This is a genomic window from Fluctibacter corallii (assembly GCF_025751585.1).
Lineage (GTDB): Bacteria > Pseudomonadota > Gammaproteobacteria > Enterobacterales > Alteromonadaceae > Fluctibacter_A > Fluctibacter_A corallii.
The window spans coordinates 212,964-233,769 of record NZ_JAOWKX010000005.1; the positions used below are offsets into that span (position 1 = coordinate 212,964).

At 43.9% G+C, this 20,806-nt stretch carries 21 protein-coding genes and 1 tRNA gene; 12 read left to right on the plus strand and 10 right to left on the minus strand.

Going from position 1 to position 20,806, the window contains the following annotated elements; all coding sequences use genetic code 11:
- Positions 1-9: 9 nt before the first annotated feature.
- A complete protein-coding gene (locus OE749_RS11110; protein WP_263712529.1) occupies positions 10-228 on the minus strand; it encodes a YejL family protein in 219 nt (72 codons plus the stop codon).
- Between the two features lie 133 nt (positions 229-361).
- On the opposite strand from OE749_RS11110, the gene yejK reads away from it, so the two are divergent.
- From yejK to OE749_RS11130, 4 genes are all read left to right on the plus strand, one after another.
- The gene (gene yejK, locus OE749_RS11115; RefSeq protein ID WP_263712530.1) at positions 362-1,414 is read left to right on the plus strand and encodes a nucleoid-associated protein YejK; all 1,053 of its coding nucleotides are present in this window, start codon (positions 362-364) and stop codon (positions 1,412-1,414) included.
- Between the two features lie 115 nt (positions 1,415-1,529).
- Positions 1,530-2,423 (plus strand): 6-carboxytetrahydropterin synthase, encoded by an 894-nt coding sequence (locus OE749_RS11120; RefSeq protein WP_263712531.1) that lies wholly within the window; start codon positions 1,530-1,532, stop codon positions 2,421-2,423.
- The gene (locus OE749_RS11125; RefSeq protein ID WP_404828166.1) at positions 2,416-3,234 is read left to right on the plus strand and encodes a M23 family metallopeptidase; all 819 of its coding nucleotides are present in this window, start codon (positions 2,416-2,418) and stop codon (positions 3,232-3,234) included. The genes OE749_RS11120 and OE749_RS11125 overlap by 8 nt, the downstream gene beginning before the upstream one ends.
- Positions 3,235-3,260: 26 nt before the next feature.
- Positions 3,261-3,890 carry an HAD-IB family phosphatase gene (locus OE749_RS11130; RefSeq protein WP_263712532.1) on the plus strand — a complete coding sequence of 210 codons (630 nt, stop codon included), beginning with the start codon at positions 3,261-3,263 and terminating at the stop codon, positions 3,888-3,890.
- On the opposite strand, the gene OE749_RS11135 is transcribed toward OE749_RS11130, so the two are convergent.
- Entirely contained in the window at positions 3,887-5,680 is a 1,794-nt protein-coding gene (locus OE749_RS11135) for a M61 family metallopeptidase (protein ID WP_263712533.1), read from the minus strand. The genes OE749_RS11130 and OE749_RS11135 overlap by 4 nt on opposite strands.
- Before the next feature lie 196 nt (positions 5,681-5,876).
- Between OE749_RS11135 and OE749_RS11140 the strand changes: the two genes are divergently transcribed.
- The 4 genes from OE749_RS11140 to OE749_RS11155 all read left to right on the plus strand — a co-directional run bounded on the left by OE749_RS11140 (position 5,877) and on the right by OE749_RS11155 (position 9,157).
- Positions 5,877-6,557, plus strand: coding sequence for a flagellar brake protein (locus OE749_RS11140; RefSeq protein ID WP_263712534.1), 681 nt, complete (start codon positions 5,877-5,879; stop codon positions 6,555-6,557).
- 84 nt (positions 6,558-6,641) lie between these two features.
- On the plus strand, positions 6,642-7,103 hold the full coding sequence (locus OE749_RS11145) for an Mpo1 family 2-hydroxy fatty acid dioxygenase (RefSeq protein ID WP_263712535.1): 462 nt from the start codon (positions 6,642-6,644) through the stop codon (positions 7,101-7,103).
- A gap of 154 nt (positions 7,104-7,257) precedes the next feature.
- Positions 7,258-8,349 (plus strand): sensor histidine kinase, encoded by a 1,092-nt coding sequence (locus tag OE749_RS11150; protein WP_263712536.1) that lies wholly within the window; start codon positions 7,258-7,260, stop codon positions 8,347-8,349.
- Positions 8,333-9,157, plus strand: a complete 825-nt coding sequence (locus OE749_RS11155; protein WP_263712537.1) for a LytR/AlgR family response regulator transcription factor — start codon at positions 8,333-8,335, stop codon at positions 9,155-9,157. Before OE749_RS11150 ends, OE749_RS11155 begins: the two co-directional genes overlap by 17 nt.
- Positions 9,158-9,176: 19 nt before the next feature.
- On the opposite strand, the gene OE749_RS11160 is transcribed toward OE749_RS11155, so the two are convergent.
- Positions 9,177-10,175, minus strand: a complete 999-nt coding sequence (locus OE749_RS11160) for an ATP-dependent 6-phosphofructokinase (protein ID WP_263712538.1) — start codon at positions 10,173-10,175, stop codon at positions 9,177-9,179.
- A 199-nt stretch (positions 10,176-10,374) separates the two neighbouring features.
- Here OE749_RS11160 and OE749_RS11165 point away from each other — a divergent pair, with 199 nt between their 5' ends.
- Positions 10,375-11,217: a DUF6279 family lipoprotein gene (locus OE749_RS11165; protein ID WP_263712539.1), complete on the plus strand. Its 843-nt coding sequence runs from the start codon at positions 10,375-10,377 to the stop codon at positions 11,215-11,217.
- 15 nt (positions 11,218-11,232) lie between these two features.
- Here the strand turns inward: OE749_RS11165 and OE749_RS11170 are convergent, their stop codons facing one another.
- Both OE749_RS11170 and OE749_RS11175 read right to left on the minus strand, forming a co-directional pair.
- Positions 11,233-11,535 (minus strand): hypothetical protein, encoded by a 303-nt coding sequence (locus OE749_RS11170; RefSeq protein ID WP_263712540.1) that lies wholly within the window; start codon positions 11,533-11,535, stop codon positions 11,233-11,235.
- Positions 11,536-11,773: 238 nt separating this feature from the next.
- A tRNA-Tyr gene (locus tag OE749_RS11175) sits at positions 11,774-11,858 on the minus strand.
- Between the two features lie 101 nt (positions 11,859-11,959).
- On the opposite strand from OE749_RS11175, the gene OE749_RS11180 reads away from it, so the two are divergent.
- From OE749_RS11180 to OE749_RS11190, 3 genes are all read left to right on the plus strand, one after another.
- Positions 11,960-12,457 carry a VC2046/SO_2500 family protein gene (locus OE749_RS11180; RefSeq protein ID WP_263712541.1) on the plus strand — a complete coding sequence of 166 codons (498 nt, stop codon included), beginning with the start codon at positions 11,960-11,962 and terminating at the stop codon, positions 12,455-12,457.
- Between the two features lie 95 nt (positions 12,458-12,552).
- A complete protein-coding gene (trhO, locus tag OE749_RS11185; protein ID WP_263712542.1) occupies positions 12,553-13,548 on the plus strand; it encodes an oxygen-dependent tRNA uridine(34) hydroxylase TrhO in 996 nt (331 codons plus the stop codon).
- A 73-nt stretch (positions 13,549-13,621) separates the two neighbouring features.
- Positions 13,622-13,870, plus strand: coding sequence for an EF-hand domain-containing protein (locus tag OE749_RS11190; RefSeq protein WP_263712543.1), 249 nt, complete (start codon positions 13,622-13,624; stop codon positions 13,868-13,870).
- A 135-nt stretch (positions 13,871-14,005) separates the two neighbouring features.
- Here the strand turns inward: OE749_RS11190 and prpF are convergent, their stop codons facing one another.
- From prpF to OE749_RS11215, 5 genes are all read right to left on the minus strand, one after another.
- Positions 14,006-15,187 carry a 2-methylaconitate cis-trans isomerase PrpF gene (gene prpF, locus OE749_RS11195; protein WP_263712544.1) on the minus strand — a complete coding sequence of 394 codons (1,182 nt, stop codon included), beginning with the start codon at positions 15,185-15,187 and terminating at the stop codon, positions 14,006-14,008.
- Positions 15,188-15,235: 48 nt separating this feature from the next.
- Positions 15,236-17,827 (minus strand): Fe/S-dependent 2-methylisocitrate dehydratase AcnD, encoded by a 2,592-nt coding sequence (acnD, locus tag OE749_RS11200; protein WP_263712545.1) that lies wholly within the window; start codon positions 17,825-17,827, stop codon positions 15,236-15,238.
- A 90-nt stretch (positions 17,828-17,917) separates the two neighbouring features.
- Positions 17,918-19,039: a bifunctional 2-methylcitrate synthase/citrate synthase gene (gene prpC / locus OE749_RS11205; protein ID WP_263712546.1), complete on the minus strand. Its 1,122-nt coding sequence runs from the start codon at positions 19,037-19,039 to the stop codon at positions 17,918-17,920.
- Positions 19,040-19,117: 78 nt separating this feature from the next.
- Positions 19,118-19,996 carry a methylisocitrate lyase gene (prpB, locus tag OE749_RS11210; protein WP_263712547.1) on the minus strand — a complete coding sequence of 293 codons (879 nt, stop codon included), beginning with the start codon at positions 19,994-19,996 and terminating at the stop codon, positions 19,118-19,120.
- Positions 19,993-20,664 carry a GntR family transcriptional regulator gene (locus OE749_RS11215; RefSeq protein ID WP_404828169.1) on the minus strand — a complete coding sequence of 224 codons (672 nt, stop codon included), beginning with the start codon at positions 20,662-20,664 and terminating at the stop codon, positions 19,993-19,995. The genes prpB and OE749_RS11215 overlap by 4 nt, the downstream gene beginning before the upstream one ends.
- Positions 20,665-20,806 lie beyond the last annotated feature (142 nt).

Below are 20,806 nucleotides of genomic sequence, written 5' to 3' on the forward strand. Positions count from 1 at the left end.
TTAATTTTTTTATTTTCCGTTGATACTTTTTAAGAGTACTTGTGTAAACTGTTCGGCCATTTTTTCGCGCTGAGCGTCGCCAACCTGATGTTTAAAAATGTTGGTGATTACGTTACCCAGTGCCATAAGTGATAAATCTCGGTCAGCTTGATTCTTTTCTAATGCCATGATGATGTCATGCATAACGGCTTCAAACTGATTATCTGAGTACTTAGATTGTTGTGGCATTAAAAGGTTCTCGTAAATATATAAGTTAAACGATGAAATAGTATCAATCGTCTATCAAAATTGCGAGTGATCCCGTGATAGGTGGTCAATATTTAACACTTTGCTGATTAATTCGACTAAAAAAGGTTCAAAAATGAGTGCAGTCATTCATCATTTCGTTGTACATCGACTTTCGATTAACGAGCAACAAGAGCTTGTGGTTAATCCAAGAAACGCCTGTTTTGACGTTTCAGCTGACATTGAAGAGCTAGCCCACCAAATTAATCATGCGTTCAACACCAAACCTGGTAAAGGCGTTGGTGGCTTCATCGAGGCTGACAATATTCCCGAGACTGAAGATAACGAAAGCAGCGTAGATGCCGAACAGGTTTTACAGTTCAGAACGCTGTTGCAGAACATGATGGAAAATCCTGATAACTTCGTCGAATTTAGTGTAAAAAGCAGTGAACTATTGAAGAAAAGCCTACTAAATGCTGGCACGGTTGAAACCGGGTTTGTGATTTTTAGCCACTACGAATTTTTAGCCACTGAATATTTGATGATTTCTTTGCTGAATACTCGTGAGCACGTAGAAATTAATGCAAATTTAGAGCTGAACCACAGCGACCACTTAGATTTGGCAAAAATGCAATTGGCAGTACGAATAGATTTAACGCAACTCCACACCACACCAGAGCAGAATCGTTACATCGCATTTATTAAAGGACGCATGGGCCGTAAGGTGTCAGATTTCTTCATGAATTTTGTGGGTTGCCAAGAGTTAGTTGATGTTAAGCAACAAAACAAGCAACTTCTTAATTCGGTAGATGAATATTTGTCGAGCGAACAACTTGATCCACAAGAAAAACAACAAAATCGAGAGGTGGTGGCACAATATTACAAAGAAAAAATTGAGCAGGGGGAGGATATTCAGTTACGTGAATTAGCTGACAAGTTGCCGAAAGACAGTGATAACGATTTTTATCAGTTTAACCAACAAACAGATGCTCCTCTTGAAGAAAACTTTCAGGCGGATAAAACGATGCTAAAATCACTTGCAAAGTTTACAGGGCAAGGTGGAGGAATCAGCCTAAGCTTTGACCGCAAGTTGTTCGGTGAGCGCGTGATGTATAACCCAGAGACTGATACGCTGATGATCAAAGGGATTCCACCTAACCTCAAAGATCAATTGCTCAAAGCGAAATGATGGGTGGCGTATTTGTACCACTGGCACAAACTTTAACCAGATAAACTGAGTCAGGTGTCATCGACAGGCATCTGAATGTATACTCTAGCTCTAATGAAGAAAGAAGACGGAACCTATGCAGTTATTCGTAAATGATCTCACCGTAATGGATTTTTCCTATTTGTGCCCTAAGCGCGGTATGGTAGGGGAAAGCTGGATCGTTGATGTTGTGCTTGACGGCGCGCTCAATGAAGAAAGTATGGTGCAGGATTTTGGTAAGGTAAAAAAAGAGCTGAAGTATCTGATAGACGAATATGTCGATCATAAGCTGTTAGTGCCTGCCGAGCACAGCCAATGCCAGATTACGACCAACTCATCCACTGAAATGGTGCGTGTTGATTTTATGCGTCAAGAAGGCAAGTCTATTCATCTCAATTGCCCGCCCGATGCGTATGCATTTATTTATGCAGACGAGATCACGATGCCGTCGGTGAGCCAATACCTGAAAGAAGTCATTGCGACGCACCTTCCCGATAATGTCGAAGGATTGGAGTTAATTCTGCGTGAAGAAGTGATCAATACCCCGTATTACCATTACACGCATGGGCTGAAAAAGCACGATGGTAACTGCCAGCGTATTGCTCATGGTCATCGTTCTAAAGTCATCGTGTTTGAAAATGAGAACGAAAGCCAATTTTGGCAGGCGTATTGGGCAAACCGATGGGAAGACATTTATATTGGCTCTGAAGAAGACATGGTGACGCTAGAAAGAACAGGTTTTGTCCCTGACTTAGTTGATTATGCGGAGCATTACTTGTTTTCTTATGAAGCGAGCCAAGGTATTTTTGAGCTTGCCATTCCGAAATCTGAAACTGAAATTATCGACACAGACTCGACGGTCGAATGTTTGGCACAGTACATGGCAAATGAACAAAAGCGCCTTCATGAAGAAAAGCATGCTGGTAAACCAGCGAAGTTTAAGGTTTTCGCTTTTGAAGGTGTGGGTAAAGGAGCAATCGCCTATGCATAAGGTGCTGGCAGGGATTCTGGCTTTTAGCCTCGTTATGTTTGGCGCTAATATAGGGCAGGCACAAGACTTGGTTCTTGAAGGTGAGCGCACACAAGGTAGTTTATTGCGAGGAAAAGTGGCACCCAATGCTAAGGTGTTTCTTAACGATACGCAGGTGAAAGTCTCTTCTGACGGGTATTTTGCCATTGGGTTTGGGCGAGATGCTCCATTAACCCATACTCTTAAAGTGGCATTAGATGAACAACAGCCACGCGTTCATACGATTACGCTATCCGAGCGAGAATACGATATTCAGCATATTGAGGGGCTACCTCCTAAGATGGTTACGCCACCTGAAGAAGTGCTTAAGCGTATTCGTCAAGATAATCAACAGGTGGCTAACGCCCGAAGAACCGATGATGATCGTGTTGATTTCATGGGCCAATTTGTGTGGCCAGCTGAAGGGCGTATTTCTGGGGTTTATGGCAGCCAGCGAGTGTTGAATGGAAAGCCAAAGCGTCCGCATTTTGGTGTCGATGTAGCAGGGCCTGTAGGTACGCCAGTGCATGCACCCGCTGATGGAATTATTACGTTATGGGTGCCTGACATGTACTATTCTGGCGGTACCATGATTATTGACCATGGCCATGGAGTGTCATCAACGTTCTTGCACTTGAGTAAAGGACATGTTGAAGCAGGTGATACGGTTAAACAAGGACAACTGGTCGGTGAAATAGGTGCGACGGGAAGGGCAACTGGGCCTCACCTTGATTGGCGTATTAACTGGTTCAAAGAACGCCTAGATCCCGCATTACTTGTGCCGAAAAGGTAGTTTGAATTAACGGCTCTAGGTGATGTGTGGGAACTAAAACACTCTATCTACTTGATTTCGATGGAACGATAACGTATTCCGACACGTTTACGCCTTTTATACTCCGTACTATTTCTTTACCGCGTAAAGTCGTTTTTGCGCCCGTGTTCATTCCTCTCTATTGCCTTTATAAGTTAGGTATTTTTCCCGCTTCTTTACTTCGTCAGTGGGTGGTTTACATGGGCTTTGTTGGCGTAAACAAACATACCGTTGAGCGTGCAGGGCAGCGCTATTGTGATAACACACTTGCAGGTGTGTTACGTCCTGACATGGTAACGTTGATTCAACAAGCAAAGCTAAATGGAGACTGCGTATTTGTTGTATCAGCGTCTCTGTCTGCTTATTTGCAACCTTGGTGCAAAACGCTGAATATTGGGCTGTTGTGTAGTGATATTGCATCAAATGAGAGAGGAATATTAACGGGACGATATGTATCAGGTGACTGTACTGGGCACAACAAAGTAACAAGGCTGCTCGAGCAAGTGAATTTATCTGATTTTGATACGATTATTGCTTACGGTGATACCAAGGAAGATATACCTTTACTGCGTACCGCTAACTTGGCTTACTACAAAGGGAGAAAGGTGGAGCCTCTCTCCCTATGCGCTAAAAACTAGGCGTCGGGCAGCCAGTGCTTCACTTTGTTTTGGTCTTCTATGGTTAGGTACAGCGTATTTTTTGGCGCTGCTTTTACCGTTAATGAGAAAGGCAACAATCGCTTATCGCGGAATACATGTATTCTAACCGCCTTTCCTGACTGGCACTGATCTATTGCAGTTTGAAGGTTGTCATGGGTTACCATTTCGTTATTTAGTGCAATGATAATGTCATTTAATTGAAGTCCAGCCTCTTGAGCTGCTGAACCCTCAATAATCTGTGCAACCTGAGCGCCCTGCGCGTGAGATTTGCTGGTTAGTCCTAATCCATTTCTGATTACTTTTTCTGCGGGCTTACCGCCTACATCTTTAGAATTTGATTGGGCCCGACGTGTAATAGATATCCCAACGTGCTGCAATAATTCTTCTGTTGGTAATGGCTGTGTTGTATATAAACACTGTTGTAAAAATGCATCGGCATCTATATTGAATATTTCTTTGAGTGCGCGATGAACCACATCATCTTCGGTGCCCAGTTCGTCTTTTCCAAACGCTTGCCACATATGCTGTATGAGAGCATCGAGAGTGACTTCATTCGTGCTTTGTTGGCGAATAAATAAATCCAAGCACATCGCAATCACAGCCCCTTTGTTGTAGTAGCTGACGATGTGATTGATGGCGCTAGCATCTTGTTTGTAAAACTTAGTCCAAGCTAAAAAGCTGGAGTTGGTGACAGTTTGCTTGAGACTTCCACCGTTTCGCAACAAGCGGGTTAGATTTTGTCCGACTATTTCTAAGTAGGTATCTCGTGAAATGATCCCGCTTCTATACAAAATTAGATCATCGTAGTAGCTGGTAAACCCCTCGTAAATCCAGAGTTGCTCCGTATAGGTTTCTTCACAGAGTGTAGCGTTTTTAAGCACTTTGGGCTTGAGCCGCTTAACGTTCCAAGTGTGGAAAAATTCATGGCTGCATAGACTTAAAAATGTGCGGTAGCCCTCTGACATCTCTGGAGTGTGTTTTGTCGGTAAGTCACCTCGAGAATACATGAGGGCCGTTGAGTTTTTGTGCTCTAGCCCGCCAAACCCATCACTGCATAACAATGTCATAAACACATAATGCTCAATTGGGTAGGGTTGACCAAAAAAGTCTAGTTGGTACGCACAGATAGTCTCTAGATCCCGCACAATTCTCGCTGTATCTGCGTTATGTTTACCTGCAAAAACACAGTCAAAGGTAACACCGCGTGCTGTAAATGGGATGATGTCTAAATCTCCCATAACGACGGGGTAATCGATCAGAGCCTCATAAGATGCCGCCTCAAACTCTCCAAACGCATGTTTATCTTTATTTTTTGAGGGCATGCCTGTAGAAATGACCCAATTAGAACAATGTGAGGCTGTAGGTTTGTTTATCATAACCTGACACGCGGATTCGGCCTGACCTTCTACCTTTAAAAACATACTCGTGCCATTAAAAAATGCATATTCATCGCTGACGTAGGCGCTTCTCACAGACAAATCGAACGCATACACGTCATAGGTAACGGTGACTGGACCTTCACATGGGGATAACTGCCAAGATTGTTTGTCTAGCCACTGCACAGCGACAGAATTCTGATGTTTATCTTCGGCGGAAATAGACACAATATTTCGCGCGAAATCCCGAATCATATAACTGCCGGGTATCCATGCGGGAAGAGAAAGAACCTGTCCGTTGGGGTTAGGAGAGTCAATGATTAAAGAGATAGTGAATAGGTGACTATGTGGTGATGACAAATCGACGTGATAACGAATGGGTAGCGCTGACATAATGATGTTTGTAAATCAATGAGTGATAAGGTTGATATTAACAGAACTTTAATAAGGTCGTTAGTTTGCGAAGTAGATTGATATATCTGATTTGCTCATTCAAAGGCAGAGGGATTCCATGCTAGACTCAAGCTTACCATGTTGAAAAAAGCAAACTTCTCAATGAGAAGAATAAAAATAAGAGGTTAGAGAATTCATGGCAATATTGCGTGAAAAAGTGGGGCTGTCTAACAAAGATTTAAAAAAGCTGCGCTCAATGCGGCCCGGCATGCCACTGGACTTACAAGTGAAATCCCCCACAGGAATTAAACGCGTGAAAACCGAATTTATCGGAATGGATGGTACCCGTTGTTTGATTATCAAATTCCCTGACGAGGGAAAATGGGGCAGCTTACGCGATGCCATTTATACTGACAATAGTATGGTGGTGCGTTACATTTTAGAAGATGAAACAGGCGAGATAGTCGCATTTAAAGTCAAAGTTACGTTAGTACTGAGCAAGCCTGGAAATTACATTTTCACTACATTTCCATTATCACTGCAAAGCCATGGTCTGCGCGCAGAAGAGCGCTCTCAAACGCAAGTGCCAGCCGCGTTGTATGGAGCAGAGAGTGAAGCAAAATTGTGTGAAGGCGTCATTCATGATCTGTCTAATAGTGGGTGCAGAATTGGCGTTAGTCGAGGAACACAAAAAAATCGTATGGCACCTAAAACCCACGTAAAAATACATGTGACTAACTTTGAAGGTGAAACAGAAGCCTTCTCTGGTACGATTATGAATGCAAAAAGTGATGAACTTTCTCACTATTACGGCATTAAGTTTGCTGAATCTGAGGCGGCAGTAGAGGCTCTTCGTAAACGTTTGTTACTGGTATAATCAGTAGTTTTCAACTTGACTTTTTTGCAGTATTCTTAACAAAAAAGTAACAATGTACGTTGCAGCCACGACAAAGGAAAGCAAATGAGACGAGTTGAAGCCTTACTAAATGAATATGGTGAAAGCCATACCAATAGCACAAATATACTGATTCATGCGATAGCCGTTCCGGCCATTTATTTTGTATCAATCGGGTTGTTATGGTCTATACCTACGCCCGCTTTTCTGGATTACTTTAATGTGACATGGGCGCATGTGTTTGCGGTACCTGTTCTTTGGTATTATTTCAAGTTGTCGGGTCCGATCGGTGCAGCCATGACGTTGTTGACCATTGCGGGTTTTCTTTTTATTTATGCAATTGATAACGCTGGTTTGGTGGTATGGCAAGTGTGTTTAGCACTCTTTGTAGTCATGTGGATATTGCAATTTGTTGGACATCACATTGAAGGAAAGAAACCCTCTTTTTTCAAAGATCTTCAGTTTCTACTCGTTGGGCCTGCCTGGTGGTGGGGCCATTGGTTTAAACGTTTAAATATCCAATATTAATGGGCACTTACCTTATCAGATAGTGACCTCAATCCTATTTAGCTAAAGTATGCGATAAACGACGGTGTAGTCAGGTTCAATGGCTGCACCTGTTGTCGTTCGAATCGTATAATCTTTTCATAGTATTACTTTATTTTATTGACTGAGAGTTAGATTGGTACAGTGGCAAAAGCTGTTTGAAAACCGTGAAAGGTTGTTCTGGACGTTACATACTGGTGGCTGGGTAGGTTTCGCCATCATTTTTTATATAGGCTCGTTTTTACATGACATGCGTAGTATTTGGCTGTTTGTCATCGCGCTGAATGCTTACGCAGGTTGGCTGATTACCATTCCTCTTCGCTATGTGTTTCGTTGGGCGAGACAACAATCTATTTGGACAATGCTCTTCACGGTTGCTATCTCGACATACCTAACAGCGTTGCTATGGGCAGTCGTTAAAAATATCAATGCGTGGGAAATATACAAACACGGATATCGACCTGATGAATGGTATATGTATTTTACCAATACCCTGAACTCTCTCATCATGGTGGTGTGCTGGAGTGGCCTATATTTTGGTATTAAAAACTTTCAAATGCTTCAAAAAGAAAAGCAAAATGCGCTAAAAGCATCGACTATGGCCCACCAAGCGCATTTAAAAATGCTGCGCTATCAGCTGAATCCTCACTTTCTTTTTAATACATTGAACGCCATTTCAACGCTTATTTTAATAAAAGAGAACCAAACAGCAGGAAAAATGGTAAGTAGATTGAGTGACTTTTTAAGATACTCACTCGACAAGGACCCAATAAAGCGGGTCGAATTAAAGCAAGAGGTACAAGCGTTAGAATTGTACTTAGAAATTGAGAAAGTTCGGTTCGACGAGCGATTGTCTGTTGAGTGGGAAATTCAACAAGACGTACTAGATGCCGCTGTACCAAGCTTGATTTTGCAACCTATTATTGAAAATGCAATTAAGTACGCCATCTCCAAAATGGAAAATGGTGGTGAAATCAAGATATTAGCAAAACGTTTTGGAAACGATTTGCTTTTAGAGGTGTCTGATAATGGGCCTGGAGCAGACATTGTTGATGGAAGGCTTCAAAGAGCAAGTGGGCAGGGCGTTGGGTTAACTAATATTCGCGAACGTTTACACTCACTCTATGGTGATGATTTTTCGTTTGTGGTGTCTCATAACCACCCTAATGGCGTAAAAGTAAGTATTCGAATTCCGTTTGAAGTAGGCGAAGATGCAAAACAAAATTAAAGCAATGATCGTGGATGATGAGCCTTTAGCCAGAAAAGGGCTAGCGGTTCGTTTAGAGCAATTCGACAATGTTGAGGTTGTGGGAGAATGCCATAACGGCCTTGAAGCCGTGACATTGATCCCTCAATTACAGCCTGATTTGGTATTTTTAGATATTCAAATGCCAGGATTGAATGGCTTTCAGGTCATCAATAAATTACGAGAGTTAAATCAAACTATTCCCCTCATCGTGTTTGTAACAGCCTACGACAGCTATGCAATAAAAGCGTTTGATATTCATGCTCTTGACTATGTACTTAAGCCTATTGATGAAACCAGACTGTCTGAAGCCATGGACAAGGTCAGTACGGTGCTATCTATGCACCAAGAAGGTGACCACAAACATCGCCTTGCAAAATTGGTTGCGGATTTCACGGGCGATGATTGTGAAGAAATTCTACGTAAACTTGCTTCAGGTGAAAGTTTAGATTCTCCAACTTACCCAGATATTTTAGCCATTAAAGACGGCTCTGAAGTGACTCGCGTGAACGTAGATAGGATCCAATGGATTGATGCTGCCGGAGATTACATGTGCGTGCATACTGAAGGCGACACACATATTATGCGCAGAACCATGAAAGAGCTTGAAGAAGAGCTTGATCCAAAGAAGTTTGTACGTGTACATCGTTCTGCCATTGTGAATATTCAATATGTGAGCAAACTGGTTAGTCACGTGAGTGGTGAGTACCATTTGGTGTTGAATAACGGTACAGAGCTAAAAGTCAGCCGAAGTCACAGAGATCGTGTAAAGGATATGATCAATAAGTAAGGCTAAATAGCGACAAGCGTTAAGGTTGTTTAGACAGGTTGAAAAAGTCTGTCTGCACCTTGACCAAATAGCCATCTAAAGACTTGGTATTCGTCCATGCTGATGCTAATTCATTCGATACGGGTTGCTGATTGATTTCACCCACCATGATTCTGTTTTTACCCGCAATGGCTTCTTCTACCGCATAAGCTCCCAGTTTAGTGGCAAGAAGCCTGTCTTGGGACACCGGTGAGCCTCCGCGTTGCACATGTCCTAAAATAACAGGGCGGCACTCAAGTTGTGTTTCTTTGTGTAGAATGGTTGCTAATTCCGTCGCGCCTCCGGCCCATAAGTTTTCACTGATCACAATGACGTAACTACAATGCCCGCGCCGACGTTTGATTTCATCAAGCTGAGACAGAATAGCGTTCAATTCGGTTTTTGTGTCTTTTATTAATTCTGGTACTACCACGTAGTCTGCGGATGAGGCAACCGCTGCGTGCAAACCTATAAACCCTGCGTGTCTGCCCATGACTTCAACGACAAATACGCGTTCATGGGCGTCTGCGGTATCTCGCACTTTATCAATAGATTCAAGTGCTGTTTCAATCGCGGTGTAATATCCAATCGTTGCATCGCTACCAACGATGTCGTTGTCAATAGTGCCAGGAATGCCGATTACTTGCCCTTGCCAAAACTGAGATAAATGAAGTGCGCCTCGAAACGAACCGTCGCCCCCGATAACAAGAAGTGCTTCTATACCCAATGTGTTTAGATGCTGGGCAGCCAGCTGAGCTGCGTTTTCTGACTTGAATGCATCACACCGAGCGCTGCGTAAAATCGTCCCTCCGCGCTGAATAATGTTGTGCACATCACGCGGACGCAAAGAGGCATATTCTTGATTGAGTAAACCATTATAACCGTGAGCATAACCAATGACTTCTATGTCAAATCTTGCTGCGGTTAATACAATAGCCCGAATACAGGCGTTCATGCCTGGTGCATCTCCGCCCGAAGTGAGTATGGCGATTTTTTTCATTTATTGGTGCTCAGTGTGAAAAGGTCGCTTTACTTATGTTGTTAAGATTATCAGTCGATTCTGAAACTGAATACATTTTTTTACATAATTTCTGAGAGTTACGAAAACAAACGCAATCGGGTTGTGGTCTACTTAACACAATACCAATCTGAATCGTTGCACCATGCGTAACAATAACCAAATGCGCTAAGGAAGAAAGATGAAACTTATTCGAACGGCCTGTGTGGCCATTTTGCTATTTGCATTGGCGGGTTGCTCCTCTACCTTTGCTTATCGAAATTTAGATTGGTTAGTACACTGGTTTGTTGATGATTATATTGACCTAACTACCGAGCAAAAACGTGCCTTTGATCAGAAAATGACGGTGTGGCTAAACTGGCATAAAACCGAAGAACTCCCAAAGTATCAGCAACAACTGTCTATGCTGAAGAATCAATTACAAGCAGGAAATATGCAAGCAACTGATTGGATGGCGCACTTTAGGACAGGGAGAAACCATTGGGAGCGACTTCGACGGCATTTGGCCCCAGATCTGTCTGAATTGGCTGCATCGGTATCAAATGACCAAATCGATGAATTTGTTGAAGCCGTGACCAAATATATAAAGGAAGAGCGCGGAAAATACGATGATTTATCAGATGAAGAGCGAATGGAGAAACGCATTGAATCGATGGAAGATGATTTACGAGAATATATAGGACGATTGTCTGATTCTCAAAAGCAGCTTGTAACAACTTATGCGGCTAAATTACAGCGCAATATATATTGGCGTGACTATCAAGCAAGGGTACTGGAGGAAATAGAGAAGTTGCTTCGCGAAAAAGCAATCAATCCTCAATTTGAACAAGACGTTGCAGCGCTAATTATTTACCCTGAACAATTCAGATTACCAGAGCATAATCAGGTTTCGGAGCATAACAAACGTGTTTATGCGGCGTATTATGCTGACTTGATGGCAACCCTTAGCCCCAAACAGAAAAAACGACTTTTGAAAAAAATCGACGATCTCATTGACGATATAGAAGACATGAAGTCTTCATAAATTGAGATAGATCATTTACTGATCTTGTTTTTTAGGCTTTGGTGCACCTATTGGTTTTTGATCACCTTTGCAAATCGTGTCATATTCGTCTCGATGATAACGGAGGTTTAAACACGCTTCTTCAAAGCGCTTTTGAGCCGTTAATGCTTGCTGCGGATAGTCTTTTTGTTGCATCACCTTTTTGAGTTTGGCGCATTCTTGTTGTTGCCGTTTGACTTCCAAAATTTCTTCACAGGGGCGTTGTTGTGATGCGCACCCTTGAACGAATAAAAGACTGAATGCGCCGGATAGAGCGAGAAGGGTGTGTTTTGCGTTCATGTGTACTCTTTTGATACTTCGTTGCGTCTCAATGACGCAGGGTTATTTCCGCAATCTCTGTTTATCTCGTTGCGGTTTATGTAAGTATAACAATAGATTACAAATTTCAGCGGGTCTAGTTTTAAAGCGCCATTGATTTACAAATACTTATAGGTACTAAGACGCGGTAACGATTCGCAGAATGAGCTGACTAGGATTTAGTTTTTCTTTGTAAAGAAAGATATGAGAGTGAGAAAAGTGGTGGAGGGGGCTGGATTCGAACCAGCGAAGGCTGAGCCGTCAGATTTACAGTCTGATCCCTTTGGCCACTCGGGAACCCCTCCACAAGTGAGGCGCATATTACCAGCATTTTTTATCTTGTAAATAGGTTTAAAGAATATTTTGGTTTAACCGATAAAAAATTAATCAAATACAGGAATAAATCGTGCCAGACTCGCCAATAACCTCACATTTGCCCATTATTAACGACGTTGAATACACCGGTTCACTGAACCGTGCGTCTACACAAGGCGCGTCGTTTGGTTTGTTGTTGGCCATGCTTCAGCAAAATATTCTGGAGCGCCCTCATATAGAAAAAGCGGTTCAGTCAGCTAATCAAAACGAAGGCCAGTTTGAACACCTCAAGGTTTACCCAACCCCTGCATTAAAAGCAGACGAGAAACATTTTAGCGATTTGCATATCACGTCAAAACTGATCCATCAGAACATACAGGATGCAATGCTGTTTCAAACAATGCGACCACATCCGCTTTCACAATACGATGATGCGTCACATATTAATGATGAAATCATAGCAAACTGTGATATGTATACACAGCGCCGACTAAGAAACGCGCCAGACCACCAAGTTGATAGTGAAATTCAGGTCGATGAGACGAAATTGTATGATGTGCTCGAATCCCTTTCAGAGATGCGGTTTTAACGCCAAAATTTGATTTTCAACTGCGAATCTTTTATATTGCGCTCCGCAATTTTGCTTTGGTTTTACGTTCCAACTCGCAACTAAAAGGTATCTCTATGACTCAGTACGTAGTATGTGCTCTGTACAAATTCGTCGCGCTTGAAAATTACAAAGAAATGCGCGAGCCGCTTACTCAAACCCTCGAAGCTAATAATATTAAAGGCACATTACTGCTTGCCGAAGAAGGCATCAATGGTACCGTGTCTGGCAGCCGTGAAGGCATCGACAATTTACTCGCTTATCTGAACAGTGACGACAGAATTAATCCCATTTCTTTTAAAGAATCTTTGCATGAAGTTCAACCGTTTTACCGTACCAAAGTAAAGTTGAAAAAAGAGATTGTGACCATGGGCGTTGAGGGTATCGACCCACGCAAGACGGTAGGAACTTATGTTAAGCCGTCTGAATGGAATGCATTGATTTCTGATCCTGACGTGATTCTGGTTGATACGCGAAATGATTATGAAATTGAAATTGGTACATTCAAAAATGCCGTAAACCCTAATACGAAAACATTCCGTGAATTTCCGCAGTACGTAAAAGAAAATCTTGACCCAGAAAAACACAAAAAGGTTGCGATGTTCTGTACCGGTGGGATTCGATGCGAAAAATCTACTGCATACTTAAAAGAGCAGGGCTTTGATGAGGTGTATCACTTAGAAGGTGGCATTCTTCAATATTTAGAAGATGTACCTAAAGAAGAGACAATGTGGGAAGGCGACTGTTTTGTATTTGACAATCGCGTGGCCGTTAACCACGACCTAGAAAAAAGTGAATTTGATCAGTGTTATGCGTGTCGCTTACCTATAACGGAAGAAGACATGCAGAGTGACAAATTTGAATCCGGTGTAAGTTGCCCGAAATGTTTTGGCACCCATTCTGACGATCAAATTGCGCGTTTCCGAGAGCGTGAGAAGCAAGTTAACCTCGCACGTGAACGTAATGAAGAACACGTTGGAACGGAAGCGCGCTTAGCCACTAAACGTCGTCGTCAAGAGAAAGCGGCTGAACGTAGAGCGAGACGCGCGGCGATGGGAAAGACCAACGTTTAATCTGAAAACATCGTAGACTTTTACCGTAAATAAGCGGTAAACTCGAAGTAAATCAACTAGGTATCATTTAGTTATGTCAGAACAAACGCCACTTGCGCAAGAGCAGGTAGAAGAAATTCGTAAAGAGTTCGAGTTTTTCGATAGAGATAAAAATGGTCAAATCGATTTACCTGAATTTATCGAGTTACTGACTGTACTCTCGCCAAAAACCAAGGCGAGTCACGTACAGGAAGGGTTTACATTAATTGATGAAAACGATGATGGGTTTATCGATTTCGAAGAGTTTCTTGCTTGGTGGCAGGAAGGTTGGTGGGAATACTAATTTCGTTCATTAACCCGTGAGATTATTAACAAAGCCAGCATATATGCTGGCTTTGTTGTTTTCCACATTGGTAATTCATAGAAAGGCGTAGTAGCTCCGTCTTAGATCTTGGCGACCAATGGGAATGTCGCTTCGTTATTCCGTTACATCAGGAATATATACCCAACCTTCCATTAGTCTTCGCGCGCTGCGTCCCATAACGGCTTTTTTGGCTATCCATTGGCCATCTTCGGCTTGTTCGGCTTCTGCGCCCACCGTTAATGTGCCAGAAGGGTGTCCGAAGGTGACGATGGAAGGCGAACGTGATGTTGCAGCCTCATTCACAATGGTGCCTGGTATGACCGCTGCGGTAGCGATTGCGACGGCCGCTGTACCCATCATGGCGTGATGGAGCTTACCCATCGATAACGCTCGAATATTAACGTCAATGCTGTCTTCAGAAATGGGTTTACCACTTGACGAAACATAAGAGGCGGGTGGGGCAACAAATGCAATTTTAGGCGTATGCGCTCGACTTGCCGCTTCGTCTATATGAGTAATCAAGCCCATCTTTACAGCACCATGTGCGCGAATAGACTCAAACATTGCTAGGCGCTGTGGGTCTGTGTTGATGTCTTCCTGCAACTCTTTGCCGGTTAGTCCAACATCTTTAGCGTTGATGAATATGGTAGGAATACCAGCATTTATTAACGTTGCGGGTAAATCGCCAATATTTGGCACAGATAACGTGTCTACCAAATTGCCGGTTGGAAACATTGCGCCTTCACCATCAGCAGGATCTAAAAACTCAACCTGTATCTCGGCTGCGGGAAAGGTGACGCCATCTAGCTCAAAATCACCCGTTTCCTGTACCTGACCTTGGGTAATAGGAATGCGTGCGACGATTGTTTTATTGATATTGGCTTGCCAAATCTTCACCGTACACATGCCATTTTCAGGTACGTTTTCTGGCGAGACCAATCCGTGGCGAATCGCAAATGCACCTACCGCTGCCGTTAGATTTCCACAGTTTCCACTCCAGTCTACAACTGCCTTATCAATTGCAACTTGTCCGAAAAGGTAGTCGACATCATGATCATCTTTGTTACTTTTAGATAAGATAACCGTTTTGCTGGTACTGGATGTTGCACCACCCATACCGTCAGTGTGTTTTTGGTATGGGTCGGGACTGCCAATGATGCGTAATAATAACGCATCACGTTGTGGGCCTGCTTGTCGTGCATATTCGGGTAAATCGTCGAGGTTGAAAAATACACCTTTGCTCGTGCCACCACGCATGTACGTAGCAGGGACTTTTATTTGTGGCTTGAATGCCATAATTTATTCCTCGAAAAAAGGAGGCAACGAGCCTCCTTGGTGACTATGTTATGATGTTTCGGTAGCCAAAAAGTCGTTCGCAAAACGCTGAAGAATGCCGCCGGCGTCATACACTGATACTTCATCTGCCGTGTCAAGCCTGCATGTAACCGGCACCTCTGTTACTTCGCCGTTTTTACGGTTGATAACTAGAGTGAGTGTGGCACCTGGCGCAGGTATACCTTTGACATCGAAGGTTTCAGTGCCATCAATGCTGAGTGTTTTGCGGTTTGTTCCTGATTTAAATTCAAGTGGCAAACAGCCCATGCCGATAAGGTTAGTGCGGTGGATACGCTCAAATCCCTCGGCCACAATCACTTCTACCCCAGCTAAGCGAACGCCTTTTGCTGCCCAATCTCGAGATGAGCCTTGCCCGTAGTCCGCACCCGCGATAATAATCAGAGGCTGCCTACGTTCCATGTAGGTTTCGATGGCTTCCCACATGCGTGTTACGTTGCCCTCAGGTTCAACCCGAGCAAATGATCCTTGTACGATGTTTCCGTTTTGGGTAACCATTTCGTTTAATAGCTTTGGATTAGCAAAGGTTGCACGCTGTGCCGTGAGGTGATCGCCTCTGTGTGTGGCATACGAGTTAAAGTCTTCCTCGGGTAATCCCATTTTCGCGAGGTATTCGCCAGCCGCACTATCTGCCATTATCGCGTTAGATGGCGATAGGTGATCTGTGGTGATATTGTCGCCTAGTACAGCAAGTGGGCGCATTCCTGATAAAGTTCGCTCTGCTGCCAACGCGCCTTCCCAGTATGGGGGGCGACGAATATACGTACTTTGTGGTCGCCAGTCATACAGCGGACTGATTTCGTCGCCGTAGCTCACTGATAAATCAAACATTGGCTCGTAAACCTGCTTAAATTGTTCTGGTCTAACGGCTTGTTTGATCACATTGTCTATTTCTTCATCTGTAGGCCAGATATCTTTCAATGTAATCGCTTGCCCATTTTCGTCCGTGCCGAGTACATCTTTTTCAATATCAAAACGGATTGTTCCCGCAATCGCATATGCGACTACAAGTGGCGGAGAGGCCAAAAATGCTTGATCGGCATGGGGATGAATACGCCCATCAAAATTACGGTTACCAGAAAGAACGGCTGTTGAGTATAGCTTGCGCGCCTTAATTTCTTTCTCAATGTTCGGATCTAGTGCACCACTCATGCCATTACAGGATGTGCAGGCATAGGCAACAACGCCAAACCCCAATTGCTCTAACTCTGGCAGCAAATTAGCTTCTTCTAAATACAGGGTCACCGCCTTCGAACCGGGTGCTAAAGACGTCTTCACCCACGGCTTACGAAGTAATCCTTTTTCGTTTGCGTTACGGGCAAGTAATCCCGCGGCTATCATGTTCCTTGGGTTGCTCGTGTTTGTACAACTGGTAATAGCCGCGATGATAACGGCACCATCTGGCATTTTGTCGCCTTCGTTTTCAACTACGCCACTGATGCCTTTTGCGGCGAGATCTGTCGTAGACACTCGCGCATGAGGGTTAGAAGGGCCTGCTATGTTCCTAACCACTGACGATAAGTCAAAGGTTAAGACGCGCTCATATTCAGCTGTGGTTAAATCGTCAGCCCACAGACCAGTCTCTTTGGCATACGCTTCAACCAATTCGACTTGCTTGTCATCTCGACCTGTTAAACGTAGATAATCAATGGTTTGTTGATCGATATAAAACATGGCTGCGGTAGCGCCATATTCAGGGGTCATATTAGAAATAGTAGCGCGGTCGCCCAATGTTAAGTGGGATGCACCTTCTCCAAAGAACTCTAAATAGGTTGATACAACACGCTCGTTTCGCAAAAATTCAGTAAGTGCAAGTACAATATCGGTACTGGTGATACCCGCTTGTGGTTTACCCGTTAACTCAACGCCGACGATATCAGGTAAACGCATGTAGGAAGGTCGTCCCAACATTACATTTTCTGCTTCTAGACCACCTACGCCAACAGCGATAACGCCTAGTGCATCTACCATTGGGGTGTGGCTGTCTGTGCCGACTAAGGTGTCGGGAAACGCCACATTGTCACGTAGCTGAATGACGGGAGACATACGCTCTAAATTGATTTGGTGCATGATGCCATTACCTGGTGGGATGACATCAACATTTTTAAACGCTTTTTTAGTCCAGTTAATAAAATGAAAGCGGTCTTCATTGCGCCGTTCTTCAATCGCGCGATTTTTCTCAAATGCGTCTTTTTCGTAGCCAGCGTGCTCAACAGCTAACGAATGATCAACAATTAATTGCGTTGGCACAACGGGGTTTACTTTGGCCGGATCGCCACCTTTTTCCGCAATCGCATCTCTTAGTCCTGCTAAGTCAACCAATGCAGTTTGGCCCAAAATATCATGGCAAACCACACGTGCAGGATACCAAGGAAAGTCAAGGTCGCGTTTTCGCTCGATAATTTGTACCAAACTATCCTGTAGTTTTTCTGGTTCACACTTACGAACCAGGTTTTCAGCCAGCACACGAGAGGTGTAGGGAAGGGTTGCGTATGCGTTAGGTTTTATCGCATCAACTGCCGCGCGAGTATCGAAATACTCAATGTGTGAACCCGGCAGTAATTTTTTGTATTCGGTATTCATATTTTGTTTCCAAAAGCGCAGGGTAAGCGCCAAGTAAAAACGAGGCGCATTGCCCCGTTTTCGCTCATGTTACACGTCACATTATGTGTGTTAACGTGCATTAATAGGGGGTACGTCTCTGTATTCTTCGCCAGTATATTCAGCAGAAGGACGAATAATTCGGTTGTCTTCACGCTGCTCCATTACGTGTGCTGCCCATCCCGTTAGACGTGACATAACGAATATTGGCGTAAACAATTTTGTTGGAATATTCATAAAATTGTAGGCTGATGCATGGAAAAAGTCGGCATTGCAGAATAGTTTCTTCTCACGCCACATGACTTCCTCACATCGAACCGATACTGGGTAAAGTACGTCGTCGCCTACCTCTGCCGCGAGTTTTTCAGACCAACCTTTGATAATGTCATTGCGCGGGTCTGATTCAGAGTAAATGGCATGGCCAAATCCCATGATTTTATCTTTGCGTGCCAACATGCCCATTAACTCTTCTTCAGCCTGATCTGCTGACTTGAACTTCTCGATCATGTCCATTGCTGCCTCGTTTGCACCGCCGTGTAAAGGACCACGCAATGAACCAATTGCGCCTGTGATACATGAGTGTATGTCAGAGAGTGTAGAGGCACAGACGCGTGCTGTGAATGTCGAGGCGTTAAATTCATGCTCTGCGTATAAGATAAGCGAAACGTGCATGACTTTTTCAAACAGCGCTTTAGGCGCTTCACCGTGAAGCATGTGTAAAAAGTGTCCGCCAATGGAGTCGTCGTTTGTTTCTACGTCGATGCGAACGCCATCGTGGCTGAAGCGATACCAATAGCAAATAATGCTTGGGAAAACGGCTAACATGCGGTCGGTCACATTTTGCTGCTGGTCAAAATCGGCTTCCCCTTCAATGTTCCCTAAGAACGAGCAACCGGTGCGAAGTACATCCATTGGATGGGCATCGGCAGGAATACGTTCAAGCACTTCTTTGAGAGAGTCAGGTAGGCCACGCATATTTTTAAGAGACGCTTTATAGTCAGCCAGTTCGGATGCCGTGGGCAGGTTACCTTTTAGAATGAGATACGCGACTTCTTCAAATTCACAGGTATTGGCGAGATCTTTAATATCATAACCGCGGTAGGTTAGACCTGAGCCTGATTTGCCCACTGTCGATAATGCCGTTTTTCCTGCAACTTGACCACGAAGGCCAGCGCCGCTTAATACCTTTGCCATCTTACATTCTCCTGTTTGTAAGCGATTTAATATGTTGTGCTTGTCAGCGTTTTGGGTACAGTGTTTATTCTGACAGGCCTATTTGTTTTTACCTTGGGCGAAAAGGGAGTCTAACTTCTCCTCGTATTCGTGGTAGCCAAGGTAATCATAGAGTTCCATGCGAGTTTGCATTGTATCGATAACGTCTTTCTGATCGCCTTTCGATAAGATAGTTTGATAGACATTCTCAGCCGCTTTGTTCATAGCTCTAAATGCGGATAGCGGGTAAAGCACCATATCAACACCCCAGTCACCCAGTGCTTTCTTATTCCATAGTTCGGTTTTGCCAAACTCTGTAATGTTGGCAAGAATTGGCACATCAAGCGCCTCTGCAAATGCGCGGTAATGTTCTTCTGTCTGCACCGCTTCTGCAAAGATGCCGTCTGCGCCCGCCTCGACATACGCTTTTGCACGTTCTATGGCTTTTTCTAACCCTTCTTGAGCAAACGCGTCGGTGCGAGCCATAATGAAGAAGTCAGGATCTGTGCGCGCGTCAACTGCAGCTTTAATGCGATCGACCATTTCTTCTGTGCTAACAATTTCTTTGTTTGGACGGTGTCCACAGCGCTTCTGTGCGACTTGATCTTCCATGTGCACCGCTGCTGCTCCTGCTTTTTCCATGTCTTTAATCGTCTTTGCAATATTGAACGCGCCGCCCCAACCAGTATCGATATCGACCATTAAGGGCAAGTCACATGCTGATGTGATACGGTTTACATCGACTAACACATCATTGAGTGACGTCATGCCTAAGTCGGGCAAGCCGTAAGACGCATTGGCGACGCCGCCACCAGATAAATAAATGGCTTGGTGCCCAATTTGTTTAGCCATAATGGCTGTATACGCGTTGATGGTTCCGACAATTTGTAACGGGTGATTAGCGGCTAACGCATCACGAAACTTTTTTCCTGCACTCATAAATTGTTCTCACTGGCTGCACTGAGCTTCTGCTCAATATTGCGTTTTGAATAATAGATATGTCGACGCATCAGCATTTCAGCAAGTTCTGCGTCGCGGTTTGATATCGCCTGAATAATATGGCGGTGTTCATCGTAAGCGGTAGTGACCCTTGGGCCTTCCATACCGAGTTGCACCCTGTACATGCGCACAAGGTGGTATATTCCCTCAACTAGCGTAGAAATAAGCTGCTTATTCTTACTTCCCACCACAATACGGTAGTGGAAATCAACGTCGCCGGCTTCTTGATAATAAGAATCACCGCCTTTGACTTCCTCAAAGTGTGTATTTAGCAGTTGATTGATGTCGGCTATTTCGTTATCTGTCATGTTAGTCGCGGCTAAGCGCGCAGCCATGCCTTCCAGCGCTTCTCGGACCTGATATAACTCAATCAGTCCTTCTGGGCTAAGTGCGACTACGCGTGCCCCGACATTGGCTTTTCGCTCGACCAAACTGCACCTTTCTAACCGATTAATCGCCTCACGTATAACGGCTCGACTTACGCCATAACGCGAAGATAAGTCGGTTTCGCTCAATTTACTGCCTTGGCGAATTAGACCCTCAACAATGTCTTTGCGCATAGTTAAAAAGGTTTTATCTGCTGAGGTAACAGCCTGATCTACTAACATGCTTATCATATTGATTAATTAAATATGTCGACAATATAGACAATAAAGATAAGATATTCAATCTTAAATGCGTGAATTTGTCGACAATGTGTTTTTTATCGTGATGAGAGATTGTTTGGTTTGGCATCACCATGCATATAAG

What these genes read in the sequence shown, in the direction of transcription:
- OE749_RS11110 (WP_263712529.1), bottom strand. Translation starts at nt 228, where the DNA reads ATGCCACAACAATCTAAGTACTCAGATAATCAGTTTGAAGCCGTTATG.
- yejK (WP_263712530.1), top strand. Translation starts at nt 362, where the DNA reads ATGAGTGCAGTCATTCATCATTTCGTTGTACATCGACTTTCGATTAAC.
- OE749_RS11120 (WP_263712531.1), top strand. Translation starts at nt 1,530, where the DNA reads ATGCAGTTATTCGTAAATGATCTCACCGTAATGGATTTTTCCTATTTG.
- OE749_RS11125 (WP_404828166.1), top strand. Translation starts at nt 2,416, where the DNA reads ATGCATAAGGTGCTGGCAGGGATTCTGGCTTTTAGCCTCGTTATGTTT.
- OE749_RS11135 (WP_263712533.1), bottom strand. Translation starts at nt 5,680, where the DNA reads ATGTCAGCGCTACCCATTCGTTATCACGTCGATTTGTCATCACCACAT.
- OE749_RS11140 (WP_263712534.1), top strand. Translation starts at nt 5,877, where the DNA reads ATGGCAATATTGCGTGAAAAAGTGGGGCTGTCTAACAAAGATTTAAAA.
- OE749_RS11145 (WP_263712535.1), top strand. Translation starts at nt 6,642, where the DNA reads ATGAGACGAGTTGAAGCCTTACTAAATGAATATGGTGAAAGCCATACC.
- OE749_RS11155 (WP_263712537.1), top strand. Translation starts at nt 8,333, where the DNA reads ATGCAAAACAAAATTAAAGCAATGATCGTGGATGATGAGCCTTTAGCC.
- OE749_RS11160 (WP_263712538.1), bottom strand. Translation starts at nt 10,175, where the DNA reads ATGAAAAAAATCGCCATACTCACTTCGGGCGGAGATGCACCAGGCATG.
- OE749_RS11165 (WP_263712539.1), top strand. Translation starts at nt 10,375, where the DNA reads ATGAAACTTATTCGAACGGCCTGTGTGGCCATTTTGCTATTTGCATTG.
- OE749_RS11170 (WP_263712540.1), bottom strand. Translation starts at nt 11,535, where the DNA reads ATGAACGCAAAACACACCCTTCTCGCTCTATCCGGCGCATTCAGTCTT.
- trhO (WP_263712542.1), top strand. Translation starts at nt 12,553, where the DNA reads ATGACTCAGTACGTAGTATGTGCTCTGTACAAATTCGTCGCGCTTGAA.
- OE749_RS11190 (WP_263712543.1), top strand. Translation starts at nt 13,622, where the DNA reads ATGTCAGAACAAACGCCACTTGCGCAAGAGCAGGTAGAAGAAATTCGT.
- prpF (WP_263712544.1), bottom strand. Translation starts at nt 15,187, where the DNA reads ATGGCATTCAAGCCACAAATAAAAGTCCCTGCTACGTACATGCGTGGT.
- acnD (WP_263712545.1), bottom strand. Translation starts at nt 17,827, where the DNA reads ATGAATACCGAATACAAAAAATTACTGCCGGGTTCACACATTGAGTAT.
- prpC (WP_263712546.1), bottom strand. Translation starts at nt 19,039, where the DNA reads ATGGCAAAGGTATTAAGCGGCGCTGGCCTTCGTGGTCAAGTTGCAGGA.
- prpB (WP_263712547.1), bottom strand. Translation starts at nt 19,996, where the DNA reads ATGAGTGCAGGAAAAAAGTTTCGTGATGCGTTAGCCGCTAATCACCCG.
- OE749_RS11215 (WP_404828169.1), bottom strand. Translation starts at nt 20,664, where the DNA reads ATGTTAGTAGATCAGGCTGTTACCTCAGCAGATAAAACCTTTTTAACT.